Annotated in this window: 12 protein-coding genes; 2 read left to right on the top strand and 10 right to left on the bottom strand. The window is 61.5% G+C overall.

Annotated features, from left to right (window positions below):
• Positions 1 to 125: 125 nt before the first annotated feature.
• On the bottom strand, positions 126 to 1,343 hold the full coding sequence (locus tag ACTQZK_RS10670) for a helix-turn-helix domain-containing protein (protein ID WP_441899635.1): 1,218 nt from the start codon (positions 1,341 to 1,343) through the stop codon (positions 126 to 128).
• A gap of 790 nt (positions 1,344 to 2,133) precedes the next feature.
• On the opposite strand from ACTQZK_RS10670, the gene ACTQZK_RS10665 reads away from it, so the two are divergent.
• Positions 2,134 to 2,928, top strand: a complete 795-nt coding sequence (locus ACTQZK_RS10665; protein ID WP_225749782.1) for an HAD family hydrolase — start codon at positions 2,134 to 2,136, stop codon at positions 2,926 to 2,928.
• Between the two features lie 36 nt (positions 2,929 to 2,964).
• Here ACTQZK_RS10665 and ACTQZK_RS10660 read toward each other — a convergent pair whose 3' ends face one another.
• The 4 genes from ACTQZK_RS10660 to ACTQZK_RS10645 all read right to left on the bottom strand — a co-directional run bounded on the left by ACTQZK_RS10660 (position 2,965) and on the right by ACTQZK_RS10645 (position 7,234).
• The gene (locus tag ACTQZK_RS10660; RefSeq protein ID WP_441899634.1) at positions 2,965 to 4,377 is read right to left on the bottom strand and encodes an L-cystine transporter; all 1,413 of its coding nucleotides are present in this window, start codon (positions 4,375 to 4,377) and stop codon (positions 2,965 to 2,967) included.
• Between the two features lie 101 nt (positions 4,378 to 4,478).
• Positions 4,479 to 5,693 carry a diphosphate--fructose-6-phosphate 1-phosphotransferase gene (locus ACTQZK_RS10655; protein WP_441899633.1) on the bottom strand — a complete coding sequence of 405 codons (1,215 nt, stop codon included), beginning with the start codon at positions 5,691 to 5,693 and terminating at the stop codon, positions 4,479 to 4,481.
• Between the two features lie 302 nt (positions 5,694 to 5,995).
• A complete protein-coding gene (locus ACTQZK_RS10650) occupies positions 5,996 to 6,700 on the bottom strand; it encodes an anaerobic ribonucleoside-triphosphate reductase activating protein (protein WP_418831280.1) in 705 nt (234 codons plus the stop codon).
• Positions 6,701 to 6,703: 3 nt separating this feature from the next.
• Positions 6,704 to 7,234: a pyridoxamine 5'-phosphate oxidase family protein gene (locus ACTQZK_RS10645; RefSeq protein WP_418831281.1), complete on the bottom strand. Its 531-nt coding sequence runs from the start codon at positions 7,232 to 7,234 to the stop codon at positions 6,704 to 6,706.
• A gap of 439 nt (positions 7,235 to 7,673) precedes the next feature.
• Here ACTQZK_RS10645 and ACTQZK_RS10640 point away from each other — a divergent pair, with 439 nt between their 5' ends.
• Positions 7,674 to 10,151, top strand: coding sequence for a ribonucleoside triphosphate reductase (locus ACTQZK_RS10640; protein WP_441899632.1), 2,478 nt, complete (start codon positions 7,674 to 7,676; stop codon positions 10,149 to 10,151).
• Positions 10,152 to 10,312: 161 nt separating this feature from the next.
• On the opposite strand, the gene ACTQZK_RS10635 is transcribed toward ACTQZK_RS10640, so the two are convergent.
• From ACTQZK_RS10635 to ACTQZK_RS10615, 5 genes are all read right to left on the bottom strand, one after another.
• Positions 10,313 to 11,389, bottom strand: coding sequence for a hypothetical protein (locus ACTQZK_RS10635; RefSeq protein ID WP_441899631.1), 1,077 nt, complete (start codon positions 11,387 to 11,389; stop codon positions 10,313 to 10,315).
• On the bottom strand, positions 11,304 to 12,014 hold the full coding sequence (locus tag ACTQZK_RS10630; protein ID WP_231088263.1) for an RNA polymerase sigma factor: 711 nt from the start codon (positions 12,012 to 12,014) through the stop codon (positions 11,304 to 11,306). The genes ACTQZK_RS10635 and ACTQZK_RS10630 overlap by 86 nt, the downstream gene beginning before the upstream one ends.
• A gap of 209 nt (positions 12,015 to 12,223) precedes the next feature.
• Positions 12,224 to 13,255: a hypothetical protein gene (locus ACTQZK_RS10625; RefSeq protein WP_441899630.1), complete on the bottom strand. Its 1,032-nt coding sequence runs from the start codon at positions 13,253 to 13,255 to the stop codon at positions 12,224 to 12,226.
• Complete coding sequence (locus ACTQZK_RS10620; RefSeq protein ID WP_441899629.1) at positions 13,206 to 13,760, bottom strand: RNA polymerase sigma factor; 555 nt, start codon at positions 13,758 to 13,760, stop codon at positions 13,206 to 13,208. The genes ACTQZK_RS10625 and ACTQZK_RS10620 overlap by 50 nt, the downstream gene beginning before the upstream one ends.
• A 5-nt stretch (positions 13,761 to 13,765) precedes the next feature.
• A partial coding sequence (locus ACTQZK_RS10615) for a hypothetical protein (protein ID WP_441899628.1) occupies positions 13,766 to 14,322 on the bottom strand: 557 nt, incomplete at its 5' end.

Genomic DNA, 14,322 nt, shown 5'->3' with positions numbered 1-14,322 from the left:
CGCTTTGGCGCCGAAAACCGTCCGTTTGGGGCGACAATGTTCTCCGGCGTGCACCCGCGCAGCGGGCGATAATGCCCCCGGTCCCGCGCAGGCGCGGGTCGGCAGCCCCGATCGGGGCTGCCGGGCTATCGCCAGCTGGTTCCCGTGCGGTCGCGATCGCTTGTCGTGGGCTTCGGCGCCGGGGGCGGCACGGGCGCACCGGGCGCGGGCGGCTGCGAGGTCGGGTTCGTCCCGTGCGACCAGGGGTTGTTCTGCTGCTCGTCGGCTTTCGCCACCTTCATCCAAGCGTCCTCTTGGCGCGCCTCGGCAATCCAGTCTTCCTTCGACTTGGTGAACACGCTGCCGATCAGGCAAACGATGCCGCACAGGATGCCGCCCACCACGAACGCGATCCAGCTGATGTAGAACCCGCCTTGGCCGTCTCGGATAGCGTCTTTGAGCGCGCTTTTGTCCAGGCCGTCCCAGGTGCCGATCTGGTCGAACAGCGGAACGAAGCCCCACACCAGAAACACGATAGTAGCCAGCAGCATGATGCACCCGCAGATAACGCCCATGATGCGTTCGGCGCGCACCTGCTCAGGCGTTTTGACGATAGCGGACGGCGGCAGATCGGCTCCCAGGTCTTGGCGATGCGCAATGTAGGTAAGCTCGGACAGGTCGTACTTCGACTTTTGCATGCCGGCCCAAATGAGGATCCCCACGGCAAGAGCCATCGCGAACATGAACGGGCCCATGAGAAGCTCTTCCATGTGAATCCCGCGCACGACGCCGAAAGAGGCGTCTTCCGGAGACAGCCCTACCAGGAAAATGACGTCAAGCAGAATGAGCCCTACGCCTCCGGCGGTCATGACGGGATAGCGCCGCCCGAATCGCTCGAGCACGTCGGTGGAATAACGCGGCTCGATGGAGGGGTTGCGGCGCTTGAACTCCGCGTGATTCATTCCGCCGACGATGAGGAGCATCACGCCCACGACCACGAACGACAGCAGTGCAACGGTTTGCAGGTTGCTCGGCCATCCGAAGGTCTCCAGCAGCGCGATCACACCGACGCCTACCAAAATGAGCCCCACGCCCATCGCTATGGACAGGTTGTAGCGGTTCATGTGGAGGTCATAGCTCTCGGTGTCGTTTTCCTTTACCACGTGCACGCTTCCGCGCATGAGGTCGTCGAGGTTCGTGTGGAACAGGTCGCACAGCGCAAGCAGCTTGTCCATTTCGGGGTAGTTCGTGCCCGCTTCCCATTTCGATACGGTCTGGCGCGATACGCCAAGCTGCTCGGCAAGCCCTTCCTGGGTCACGCCGTAGTGTTGGCGAAGGTAGACAAGGTTGTCGGCGAAGCTCATGTGGTTGGTCCCTTCTGTTTGATCTGATTCATGATACCCGAAGCGCGGCGCCGTGCGCTGGGGTGGCTCGTATGATGCGATTGCGGGCTTGCCCGTTCCATCACTTTGGCGTTGCGTTTTGCTATTTTTTGCGCACGCTCAGGTTGCGTAGGCTGTGACCAGGTATTTTGTGTGCTAGGTGTCCGTCTTGTCATCCTGCGAGACTGAAGAGTCTGCTTGCGGCATTTTGCGATGCGCCTCTTGTTGCGTCGCAGGATGCCGCGGAGGGGCTTGCGCTGCTGCGCGAACGTCCGCGAACCCGGGGTCTGTCAAGTCTGGCCGCGCATCGGATTTGGCTCAAAATTGCGGACCTGCGCTCTTCGAGAAGGGCTTCTGCCGAGTATCGAATTTGTTGCACCATAATGAACTGGGCAGTTGATGCAACCGCTCAAAGCAATTGCGAATGATGGGTTGGTCGAGAAGCGCAGACCCGCAATTTTGAGCCGCGGACGGGCGCCCGGCGCGCACCGAAGGACTGGCGGGTCGAAGGTGCTTCGACAAAGAAAGCGTTCCTTTCGAAACGACGGGCCGCCTGCAAAACGAGACGCCGTACCCGTTCGCGCCTTGCGTCCCGCGTCCTGCGCCTTGCGCCCTTGCCCTGAACCTTGCGCCCTGTGCTTCACGTCAACGGCTTGCAAACTCTTCGCGGAGAAACAGTGGCGCGCGAAAACGGGCTTTACAATGAGGGGAGAACATACGAGAGCACACGGAAAAGAAGCGGGCTCGCGGGGAGTCCGCGAAGGAGGCAAACATGATCAAGCTTATCGCCAGCGACATGGACGGCACGTTCCTCGATGGAAGCGAGCGGGTGCCCGAAGGGTCGTACGATCTCATTTTGCGCCTGCGCGACGCGGGCATTCAGTTCGTCGCTTCGTCGGGTCGGCGCTTCGATACGCTGCATGAGTTGTTCGAGCCGGTGGCCGACTGCATGGACTTCGTGGCATCGAACGGCGCGCAGGTTATCGTTGGGGGCGAGTTGGTCGACTTAGAGGTGTTCTCGCATGCCGCCGTGCGCCGATTGGCTCGCATCGTGGACCTGTTCGACACCATGCACCTGGCCCTGTTCGACGAAACCAGCAGCTACCTGCTTGACGACGAAGCGCGCTTCGAGCGCGAGGTGGACAAGAACCTGCCGAACCCGACGCGCGTATTGGCCGTGCCTTCCCCCACGACGAGCATCCTGAAGGCTTCGGTGTACTGCGACGAGGACGTGATGGATATGGCGTACATCCTCACGCGCGAGCTTGACGACGACTTCGTGTTCGCTCCGTCGGGGCGCAAGTGGATCGACGTCATGCAACGCGGCGTGAGCAAGGCGACGGGCATCCAGCAAGTGCTCGACGCGCACGGGCTTGCGGCGAACCAGATGATGGCGTTCGGCGATTCCATGAACGACTACGAGATTCTTCGCATGGCGGGTCAAAGCGTAGCCATGGGCAACGGTCGTTCCGCCATCAAGCAGATTGCGTCGAAAATCATCGGTTCGAACGTCGACAACAGCGTGCAGAAGGAACTGCGCGGGCTGCTGGAGGGCGCACGCAGCTAGCAGGAGCAGGCGACGGCCGTCGACGAAGCGCGGCGTCTACAGCTCGGCTTGCGCGGAGCTGCTCACCCGCGCTTCGGGATCGCTGAACGTTTCGCGGTCGAGCTTGCCCACGGCGTTTGACGCGGTCACGCCGGCAACCATGGAATCGCTCACGTTGAGCGCGGTTCGCCCCATGTCGATCAGCGGCTCGACCGACGCCAGCAGGCCCACGATCTCGATGGGCAGCCCCATGGTTCCCAGAACGATGAGCGAGGCGAACGTCGCGCCGCCGCCCACGCCCGCTACGCCGAACGAGCTGATGACCACCACGGCTATCAAGCCGATGATGAACGTGGGCGAGAACACGTCGATGCCCACCGTGGGCGCGATGATGGTGGCCAGCATGGCCGGATAGATGCCCGCGCATCCGTTTTGGCCGATGGACAGCCCGAAACTGCCGGAGAAGTTGGCCGTGGCGGAATCCACGCCCAGCGCGCGCGTCTGCGTTTCTATGTTGAGGGGCAGCGCTCCGGCGCTTGTGCGCGCCACGAAGGCGAAGCTCAGAACTGGGAAGGCCTTCTTCAGGTACATGAGGGGGCTGGTGCGGTTCGCCAGCAGGATCAGGCAGTGCACTGCGAACATGAACGCGATGGCCGCGTAGGATACCAGCACGAATTTTCCCAGATCAAGGATGGCGTTGTAGTCGCTCGTGGCCATGACGTGCGCGATGAGCGCCATCACGCCGTAAGGCGCAAGCCCCAGCACCATGGACACGATGCGCATGACGATGCCGTACAGGCTGTCGATCAGCTGCTTGAAAAACGATGCCTGGCCGGAGTCCTTGTCGCGCAGCTTGAGGTAGGCGATGCCGACGATGGCGGAGAAGATCACAACCGCGATAGTGGAGGTGGAGCGGGTGCCGGCCAAGTCCGCGAAGATGTTCGTGGGGATGAACGAGAGGATTTCCTGCGGCAGGGTGAGGTTCGCCACCTGCTCCTGGCGGCCTTGCAGCACGTCCATTTTCGCGGCGTCGACGCTTCCGCTGGTGAAGCTGGCTCCGGCAAGCCCCGTGAACGCGACCGACGCCCAACCGACCAGGGCCGATATCGCCACGGTTCCCAGCAGCACGGCCAATACGATAGCGCCGATGCGACCGATGTTCAGCGTGTCTTCGGTGCGGGTGAACGCGCCCACGATAGCCACGAACACAAGCGGCATGACGAGCATCTTCAAAAGCCCGATGTAGCCCTGCCCGACGATCGACATCCAGTCGAGCGCCACGGTGGCCGCTTCCGTTCCTCGGCCTGCGCCAAGCTGGATGCCGATGCCCAGCACGATGCCCATGCCTAAGGCGGCGAACACGCGCGGCGTGAATGCGACGCCTTTGCTTTTCAGGACCTTGAGTGCTGCCAAAAGCGCGACGAACGCGCCGAGGATGATGAAGGTTGACACTGCTGATTCTGCGGACACGAGGACTCCCTTGCTGAGGGCCGCGCGCCGCACGGCCGATTGCGCGTAATTGTTTGCGTCATGCTAGCATACGCGGTCGGGTTGCGGCGCGCGTTTTTTGTCTACCGCTTGTTGAACGGCGTCAGCGTAGCCGGTAGGCCGCCGTCCATGATCAGCTTCGGCTCGCCTTCGATGAGCGGGCGGAAATAGGCGATCGCTTCGTCGGTGATGCCCTGGTAGTCCGGGCGGATCCATGCGGCGGGGAACTGCTTCACGAAGTTCGCGAACTCGCTGGCGGGACCGGCGAAGAACTCGGCATCGTAGCGACCCTCTGCCGCCGCCGCTGCGTTGCGGCGCACGCCCACCACCTGGCCGGTGAACGCGGGGTCGGCGCTGCGCATGTGCGCGCTCAATCCCAGGTCATAGGCTTCGTTCACGTCGACAAGGCTTTGGGCGAAGTTGCTCGACCGCGCGGCGCGCGACAGATCCTGCACCACGCCGCGCGGGACGATGCCCGCATCGACGATCATCTGCTTGAGCGTAGCTGCGGCTCCGCCCAGCACCGCGTGCGCAAAACCGTCGTTGGCCGCTTCGCCGGCCGACAGGTAGGCGCCGTCGGCGTAGCGAGCGCCTTCGGATGCGACGATGTAGCATTCGCCCTTCTGGTCGAACTTCTTCTGCACCTCGGACAAGAACGCATCCTTGTTGAACGGCGTTTCCGGCAAGATCAGCAGGTCGACGTCGCCGGTGACGCAGGTGCTTGCGGCCAGCCAGCCCGCATCGCGCCCCATGACCTCGAGGACGAACACCTCCGGGCGGGTGTACGCGGCGTAATCCAAATACGTTGCATGCGTGATTTGGCAGGCGACCTTCGCCGCGCTGGGGAAGCCGGGGCAGTGGTCCACGGGAACCAGGTCGTTGTCGACGGTTTTGGGTATGCCGATGAAGCGCTTGCTGGGCGCGTGCTCCTGCGCCCACGAAGCCAGCGCGTCTACCGTGTCCATGGAGTCGTTGCCGCCGATGTAGAACATGGTGCTGATGTCGTGCGCGTCCATGACGTCGACAAGACGGCGGTAGTCGGCGTCGTTGCCGCGCTTGAGCTTATAGCGACACGTGCCAAGCGCCGACGAGGGGGTTTGCTTGAGAACGTCGATATCTCGGCTGGGCAGATCGGTCAGGTCGTAGAGCTTGCCCGCGAGCGTGCCCTCGATGCCGTGCAGGCCGCCGAACACGCGGTTGTACACGGGGTTCAGCTGGTTGGCGCGGACGACGCCGGCCAAGCTGGCGTTGATGACGGCGGTGGGCCCGCCGGATTGCGCGACAAGACAATTCGCCATGATGCATGCTCCTGTTCTGCGGTGGTGCGGACGTGCGCCCCCGGCCGGTGCGCGGGGTAGCGTCCTATTATGATCGCACGGAACCGAAGCGGCTCCATTTCCTTGCGCTTTCCACGAGCAACGATTTTCGCGGCCGGGCGAGCGGCGGCGCGCGCTGCGAAACGCGGCGGCTCGGCAGCGGCGCGGCGCGGGCCGGCGGCGTTTCGCGGCGGGCCGGCGGGCGTGCTGCCAGGCGAACATGCGGGCAGCCGCATGCCCTCGCGGGACGCTCTCGCCCGTCTGTCCGTCCGTCCGGCCCTGCGCTACTTCGATCCTCGTAGCTGCACGGCAGGCACATGTGCGCGCAGCTCGGGCAGGAGCGCTTCAAGTTCGTCGACGTCCCATGCATGGAAACGCCCCGGGCCCGCAAGAACGCTTTCCGCGTCCAGGTAGTTTTGCAGGAACCAGCGGGGAGCGCCCTCGATCCAGCAAGCGATAGCGAGCAGATCGTCGGCCGCGTGCAGCTCCCGCATCACCGTGGTGCGAAACTCGAAGGGCACGTGCCCTTCCATCAAGAACTCGATCGAGGTCTGCACGGGCGCAAGGTCGAAGCCCGGCACGCCCACGGTTTCCGCATACCGGTACGGTGCGTTCTTCACGTCCATGGCCACGTAATCCACAAGATCGGCCTGGACGAGGGCGCGCAGTCGATCGGGAAAACTGCCGTTGGTGTCCAGCTTCGTGGCGAATCCCCGATCGCGCACGCGCGACAGGAAATCTTCGATGCCTGGCTGCAAAAGCGGCTCGCCGCCCGTGACGCACACGCCGTCGAGCAGTCCTTGGCGCTTGTCCAAAAATGCGAAGAGCTCGTCGAGGGAAACGGCGTCGGGCGTGCGCGCTGCGCCGATCACCAGGTCGGCGTTGTGGCAGAACGGGCAACGGTAGTTGCACCCTGGAGTGAACACGGTGGCGGCCGTTTTGCCGGGGAAGTCCAGCAGCGTGAGCTTCTGCAATCCTGCGATGCGCATGGGCTAGCGCGCCTGTTCCGCATGGGGGCTGGCGGGCGCGGCGCCCGATGGGGGAAGGGGCTGGGCTTTGCCGGTCACGCGCCGGATGTCCAACGCCCACACCGAAGTGTTCGGCCCCTCGCAGCGCATGGCTTCGCCGATGTGCGCTTTGGCCTCGGGCACGTACTTCGTGCACAGATCCACCAACGCGCGCTTGAACTCGACCCCCGGCTCCACTTCGCGCATGGATCCGAACGCCATGGCGGACCGGTAGTACGTGGAGAAATCGCCGTTCGCGAAAAACGGAACCACGTCGGTTACGGCGGTGGCGCATGCGCGTGCGTCGCTCCGGAAGCAGTCGAACTTGAGGCCGCCCTGGTTCGTGGCGTGCACGTAGAGCGTGCTTCCGCGGCGCACGAACGAAAGCGGCACGCCGTAGGGGGCGCCCTCTTCGTCGACGGTCGACAGCGTGACGAACGCCGCATCGTCGAGCACGGCGAGCGCTTCGTCGGGGGAGAGGGCGCGGTCGGAGCGCCGCATGGGATGATCGATCATAAAGGCTCCTTCGCTTGGGCCGGGCCCCGCGTCAAAAGGGATGCGGATCGCCTTCATCATAGACCGCCGCTTCCTTGGACGCAAATGCCGCGAGCTTCTTTCCGCTTGCCGAAATCCACGATGTCTGCGGAGTTGTGTTTTTTGCCGCCGGCGTTGGCATTTGGGGCAGTTTGTTCTATTTTTGCAGGTCGCTTTTCATAGAACGCCAAAATGCCCATTTCTAAAACCCCAGGTGGAAAACCACAATATATTGATGCGCACTATAGTTCTGTATTCAACATATTGGTGACCCCCATTGACGATGGCAATTCTCGCGGGTATGGTGAAGCGGTTACCCGATACCCGACGCCTTATTCTTACCGGCTCCGAAATCAGCCCCTCCAAAGGCCTCGCGGACCGATCGAAGCAGATACGAAACGTACAGCAAAAGGAGCAGAGCATGTACCAGGTTCAAAAGCGTGACGGCATGATCGCGGAATTCGACATTGCCAAGATTTCGTCTGCAATCGCCAAGGCTTTCGATGCGCTGGAGAAGCAGTACCATCCGTCTACCATCGACCTGCTGGCCCTCAACGTGACCGCTCATTTCGAGCCGAAGATCAAAGACGGCATCATTTCGGTCGAAGACGTTCAGGACAGCGTGGAGGAGGTTCTTTCCACCGCCGGGTACGCCGACGTGGCGAAGTCCTACATCCTGTACCGTCGTCAGCGCGAGAAGGTGCGCAACGCCAACGCCACGCTTCTTGACTACAAGGACCTGGTCGATCAGTACGTGAAGGTGGAAGACTGGCGCGTGAAGGAGAACTCCACGGTCACGTATTCCGTCGGCGGCCTGATCCTGTCCAACTCGGGCGCCATCACGGCGAATTACTGGCTGTCGGAGATTTACGACGACGAGGTGGCGAACGCCCATCGCAACGCCGAGATCCATCTGCACGACCTGTCCATGCTGACCGGCTACTGCGCCGGCTGGTCGCTCAAGCAGCTTATTCAGGAGGGCCTTGGCGGCGTGCCCGGCAAGATCACGTCGAAGCCGGCCAGCCACTTGTCCAGCCTGTGCAACCAGATGGTGAACTTTTTGGGCATCATGCAGAACGAATGGGCGGGCGCCCAGGCGTTCTCCAGTTTCGACACCTACTTGGCTCCGTTCGTGAAGGCCGACGACCTGACGTACGAAGAGACGAAGCAGTGCGTCGAGTCGTTCGTGTTCGGCGTGAACACGCCGTCGCGCTGGGGCACGCAGGCCCCGTTCAGCAACATCACGCTGGATTGGGTGTGCCCTGCCGACCTGCGCGATCAGCCGGCCATTGTGGGCGGGCGCGAGCAGGCGTTCACGTACGGCGATTGCCAGCACGAGATGGACCTGGTCAACAAGGCGTTCATCGAGATCATGATCGAGGGCGATGCGAACGGCCGCGGCTTCCAGTACCCCATTCCCACCTATTCCATCACGCGGGACTTCGACTGGAGCGATACCGAGAACAACCGGCTGCTGTTCGAGATGACGTCGAAGTACGGCACGCCCTATTTCAGCAACTACATCAACTCGGACATGGAGCCGTCCGACGTGCGCTCCATGTGCTGCCGTCTGCGCCTTGACCTGCGCGAGCTGCGGAAGAAGTCCGGCGGCTTCTTCGGGTCGGGCGAGTCTACGGGCTCCATCGGCGTGGTGACCATCAACATGCCCCGCATCGCCTACCTGGCAACCGACGAAGCCGATTTCTACCGCCGCCTCGATCACCTCATGGACGTTTCCGCGCGCTCGCTGCACACCAAGCGCCAGGTCATCGCCAAGCTGCTGGACGCGGGCCTGTATCCGTACACGAAGCGCTACCTGGGCACGTTCGAGAACCACTTCAGCACCATCGGATTGGTGGGCATGAACGAGGCGTGCCTGAACGCCGCATGGCTGCGCGCCGACATGACGCAGGGTCCCGCCCAAGCGTTCACGAAGGACGTGCTCAACCACATGCGCGACCGTCTGGCCGATTACCAGGAGAAATACGGGGACCTGTACAACTTGGAGGCAACGCCTGCCGAGTCCACCACGTATCGATTCGCCAAGCACGACAAGGCTCGCTTCCCCGAGATCATCACGGCGAACGACCAGGGTACGCCGTACTACACGAACTCGTCGCACTTGCCGGTCAACTTCTCCGAGGATATCTTCAGCGCGCTTGACGTGCAGGACGAATTGCAGACGCTGTACACGTCGGGAACCGTGTTCCATGCGTTTTTGGGCGAGAAGCTGCCCGACTGGCAGAGCACGGCCACGCTGGTGCGCAAGATCGCGCAGAACTACAAACTGCCGTATTACACCATGTCGCCGACGTATTCCGTGTGCAAGAACCACGGCTACATTGCGGGCGAGGTGTACGAATGCCCGTGCTGCCACGAGGAAACGGAAGTGTACTCGCGCATCACCGGCTACTATCGCCCGGTGAAGAACTGGAACGACGGCAAGGCGCAGGAGTTTGCTGATCGCGTCGAGTACGACTTGGGTCATTCCCGCCTGACGCACCAGGGCGTGCAGATGACGGCGGCGGCCGAGAAGGCGGGCCAGGCAGGGTCGCATGTGACGGTGGCGGACGTTGCGCCCCGGGCTGCAGCGGCGGATGTCGCAAGTATTGAGACGGTTCCGACCGCGCCGGCGCATAGCTCGTTGCCTGCGGGCTTGTACCTGGTTGCCACGCGCACGTGCCCGAACTGCAAGTTCGCCGCGGCGCAGATGGACGAAGCCGGCATCGTGCACGAAGAACTGCTGGCCGAGGAGAACGCGGAGCTTGCGCAGCGGTACCGCATCATGCAGGCGCCGACGTTGCTGGAGGTTGCGGCCGACGGGTCCGTGGACGTTGTCGCGGGAGCCGCCTCGGTGTTCCAGCGCATCAACGCTATGAAGGCCCAGGTGTCGGCGTAGCGTTCCCAAGCTGATTCCCGGCGGGTTCGCCGGTTCGAGGAAAGGGCGCACGGCAAGCATACACGTGCAACGCAGCGGCATATTCGCAGCATGCGCCCAGCAAGTCGAAAGGGCCCGGATCGGATCGATCCGGGCCCTTTTGGTGCGCGGGGTTCGGGAGATCAAGAGATCTCTTCGAGCGTGTACAGCACAGGGAATCGAGGTGTATTGGCTTCGCTGGCAGCCCTTCGGGACTCAAGGTACTCGCTGTATGCCTGCTCGAAATTGTCTACGGGGGCCAGCCGGTACGTTTTGCTCTGGGTGCTGCCATCGGTGAATGTTGCAGTAAGTATGAGTTTTGCTTTCGAGATCACCGTAGCGTCGTGGAGGGCGAGTGCCAGGTCCAGTGTTTCCCGCGCTTTAACGGACGCAACGCGTTGATCTTCGGGTATAAACCCTCCCGAGTATGTGTTTTGCGAAGTGACGGCCTTGCACTCGTTCCATGCGTCGATCAATGCGCCATCGAGCGTGTAATTCAGGTATATTTCATGATGGAGGCTGTCGGTGGAACTCATGTCCTGGTTTTCATACGGGATCGTAAACTCGCTCGACTGATCATTGGTTGCCATGACGGTACCGATGTCGGGTTTTGCTTCATGGGCCGCTTCGGTTAGCTGCCAGTTGTTGAAAGACACGCCCTCGCCTTCAATCCGGTACGTCAGGGATGCTATATTGGAACCCGTGCAGGTGAGGTTGAGGTTGTACGAGCGGGATGAATCGATATCTCCTGTATATGAATCGATATCTGCATCGTAGCGTGGGCCTACCGATGCTCGAACAGGAAAGAAGTCTTCAAAATCAAGAGCGACGGGTCCTTTCTGCAATGCGCCACCCTCGTCGGCAAACGCCGCCATCTGGAAATAGTTTTCCGATGCGCCGCGTTGCGCATCTTCGATTGGATCGTGTTGCGCGACGAGCGGGCCGATTGCCATGATGCCGACGCCAGCGACAAGTGCGAAACATGCTGCGATCGCCAAGTTTTTCATTCGAGACCGCTTGGCGGCGAACGCTCGTGGAACGGGGGCTTTGTTTGCCGCAGCGTGTGGCGTTGGTTGCGGATGCTCGTCTTCCGGGGTTGCTTGCGCGCGAATGGCGGCGGCTTCGGCTAGGACGTCACATTGCAGATGAACGGGCGCATGGGCTTTCTTCATCATCGAACGGTAGTCGTCGAGGTTCGGTTGCTTTCGGCTCGCGGTCATAGGGGGCCTCCTTTCTGGGACCGGTGCGGTTCGAGGAGTTGTTTGCGGGTGGGCTGACGAGCGGTGCGTCATGGGGTTCCAGACGATCCTTTATTTGCTGGCGAGCACGGTGCAGACGCGTGCGCACGGTGGCTGGCTGACATTGCATGATGTGCGCTATCTCGTCGGTTGAGTATCCTTCGACGTAAAACAGGTGTACTGCAATCCGCAAGTTCTCGGGCAGCGCGCCTACCACGTCCCATATTTCGGCGCGAAACGCGCTCGGCGCAGCTGTGTCGGCGTGTTCTTGCTCGAACGGTCCCGTTCGGCGTTTCCATGCGGTGCGTGCGAGGTCGCGGCATCGGTTGATGGTCACGCGCAGCAGCCAGGCTTTCAGGTGCTCGTCATTTGAGAACGCGGTTGTGTCTTTGAGCAGGCGCAAGAACACATCTTGGTAGATGTCGTCTGCATCGACGGGCGATCCTGTTTGTGCGAGTCCGACGCGGTAGGCTGCATCGCCGAACAACTGCATGGCTCGTGTCAGGAATGCGTCGGATCGCAGCGCTTTGTCCGAAGATCGTGCATCGTTGGCAGTGGGCTGGGGGTTGTCCTTGTTTTCTTGGGTGGATCGTTTTCCTATTTGCATCAATTCACCTCCTTGTCGATAATACGGCGCAGGGGCGCTTATTGTTCCAAAGGCTTTGTTTTATGCGCCTCTCTTTGCTTGTTTGCCCCAAGCCAAGCGCTAGGCAATCTCCCGGTCTTTTCTTTGACCGGGAGATTGCCGTAATGATTCCGAAAGTAAGAGTGCAGAAGATCGATTCAGATCCTTTTGCCTGCGTTCAGGGCTCGGGGCTACGACGCGTCTACTTCGGTGATGGTGTACAACCGGGGCATGTCGGGGCGGGTGATCCCGTTCGAATTCCCCTGCTCGCGTTCCTGCTTGGCGGCCTCGTTTCGCGCGTCCCAAAAGGTTGAATATGCTTCGGCAAAGGTGTCGATGGGCACGATGACGTATGTTTTCGATTGGGATGTGCCGTCGGAGAACGTGGCGGTTACGGTAAGGCGCGACGCGCTGATCTCGCGCGCGGCGCCGGTTTCTACGGCCGTATCGAGAAGCTTGGCTAGATCGTCGGTGTGCTCTATCGTGGTGATGTGGTGCATGGCGTCGATGGCGTCTTGCGGCAAGGGGAATCCTACGTACAGGTGGACGATCTGATTCTTGTAGAGGTGCTTGAACTCTCCGTTGGGATCCCATTGTTCGTCGTATCCTACGGTGAACGACTTCCGGTAATGGAATGCCTTTCCGTCCCCTTCTCGTTCTTCAAGCGGGATGGATGACATGGTTGGATCGAGGAATTCGAAATACGAACGATCTCCTTCTATTTCGTACGTGAGGGATTCAATGTTCTGTCCGGAGCACTTGAGGTTGAAGGCGAACTTGTAGCCGGCCCATTCGGGTCCCCAGAACGTGCCGTCTGCTGGGTTGTACCAAGACCCGCTGTAGCCCCCGCCGCCGCGAAATAAAGACGAGTTTAAAAGCACTGTATCTCCTCCTTCGGAGCCTTCGGCCGCGTATGCTTCGAGCGTGAACGAGTTGGGCTTGTCGGACAGCTGGTTGAACGAGAATAGCTGCTCGGGAAGCTCGACCATTCCGCTGGCGAATGCGACGCCGGTGGTAAGGGCCACTGCGCAGAATGCTGCGACGGCGGCCTTGAACGCGAAGCTCGGCTGCGTTCGACGAGCCCTTGGGCGCGGTCGCGGTTTCGGGCCGGTTTCCGCAGCGTACTCCTTTCGCACCTCTCGCATCACGCGAGCGTGCACGCGATCGGGGAGCTCAACGTCGTTCATCAGCGAGCGATACTCGTCCCAGTTCGATTGCTTCACGTTCCGCCTCCTGTTCCAGATCGAGTTTGAGCCGTTTGCGCGCGCGATGCAGGCGCGTGCGTATGGTGGTTGGCTTGCAGTCCAGCATCCGGGCGATGTCTTCGAGGGAGTATCCCTCGTAATAGTGCAGGTGCACGATAAGGCGGAGGTGCTCGGGCAGCCGTCCGACGGCCGCCCACGTTTCGTTTGCGAACAGCTCCTGTTCGGGCGCTTCGAGGCTTGTGAACGCGGGGTCGTCGGAATCCGTGGCGAACACGCGCCGCCGCCAGGCGGAACGGCGAAGTTCCCGGCACCGATTGATGGTGACCCGGATGAGCCAGGCTTTCAGGTGCTCGTCGCTGCGAAAACAGGTGTTGTCTTTGAATAGCTTCAAGAACACGTCTTGCACCACGTCGTCGGCATCGCAGGTTGAGCGCGTCTGGCTGAGCGCAAGGCGATACGTCATGGGCCCCCATGCGCCCATGGCACGCTCCATAAACGATTCCGATCGGCAGTTCTCATCCATCCGCATCACCTTTCTATGGTTCTAACATGCAACAGGATGGCAAAACGTTTCAACCGGTTGAGAATTCGGCGAGATTCTTGTAGCTTGCTGCGGAATGAGGCGAAGGGGCGCTTGCAGCGGCCCGATTCCAGTGCCGCGGCGCGCAGCGCTCTCTCCGCTGTCAAAACGGACGAGTTTTGCGGCGATTTCCAGCCCTTCCGGGGCGAACCGGCTGCGGGCGTTTTGCAACATGCCAGGTCAGAAGCTTGCCGCCGGTCATTATCCTGATTCGAGGACCAGCAAAACTCGTCCGTTTTGACAGCGACAGCGGCCACGACGGCGAATGCGGGCGTCGCGCAACGGTTCGCGCGGCTCCCGTTGTCGCCGCGCGTGAAAAGAGCCGGCGCCTTTTGCGGGCTCCGGCTCCAAAGGAAGGGTCTGTCGACGCAGCTCAAGCGCGTCGACCTGATGATGGGGGGTGTTTCTATGGTTTTGTCAATTGCTTTTTCGGGATCGGGCCGTTTGATTCGGGCATGCTCGCGCAAACCCCGGCGGCAGGGCTCTTCTTCGGCGATTCGGCCGA

Source organism: Paraeggerthella sp. LCP19S3_G8 (assembly GCF_052119225.1).
GTDB classification, from domain to species: Bacteria; Actinomycetota; Coriobacteriia; order Coriobacteriales; family Eggerthellaceae; genus Paraeggerthella; species Paraeggerthella hominis.
This window is presented reverse-complemented; position numbering and strand designations above follow the sequence as displayed.

Excerpts from the sequence above, each read along its gene's own strand:
- ACTQZK_RS10670 (WP_441899635.1), bottom strand. The coding sequence starts at position 1,343 with ATGAGCTTCGCCGACAACCTTGTCTACCTTCGCCAACACTACGGCGTG.
- ACTQZK_RS10665 (WP_225749782.1), top strand. The coding sequence starts at position 2,134 with ATGATCAAGCTTATCGCCAGCGACATGGACGGCACGTTCCTCGATGGA.
- ACTQZK_RS10655 (WP_441899633.1), bottom strand. The coding sequence starts at position 5,693 with ATGGCGAATTGTCTTGTCGCGCAATCCGGCGGGCCCACCGCCGTCATC.
- ACTQZK_RS10650 (WP_418831280.1), bottom strand. The coding sequence starts at position 6,700 with ATGCGCATCGCAGGATTGCAGAAGCTCACGCTGCTGGACTTCCCCGGC.
- ACTQZK_RS10645 (WP_418831281.1), bottom strand. The coding sequence starts at position 7,234 with ATGATCGATCATCCCATGCGGCGCTCCGACCGCGCCCTCTCCCCCGAC.
- ACTQZK_RS10640 (WP_441899632.1), top strand. The coding sequence starts at position 7,674 with ATGTACCAGGTTCAAAAGCGTGACGGCATGATCGCGGAATTCGACATT.
- ACTQZK_RS10635 (WP_441899631.1), bottom strand. The coding sequence starts at position 11,389 with ATGACCGCGAGCCGAAAGCAACCGAACCTCGACGACTACCGTTCGATG.
- ACTQZK_RS10630 (WP_231088263.1), bottom strand. The coding sequence starts at position 12,014 with ATGCAAATAGGAAAACGATCCACCCAAGAAAACAAGGACAACCCCCAG.
- ACTQZK_RS10620 (WP_441899629.1), bottom strand. The coding sequence starts at position 13,760 with ATGGATGAGAACTGCCGATCGGAATCGTTTATGGAGCGTGCCATGGGC.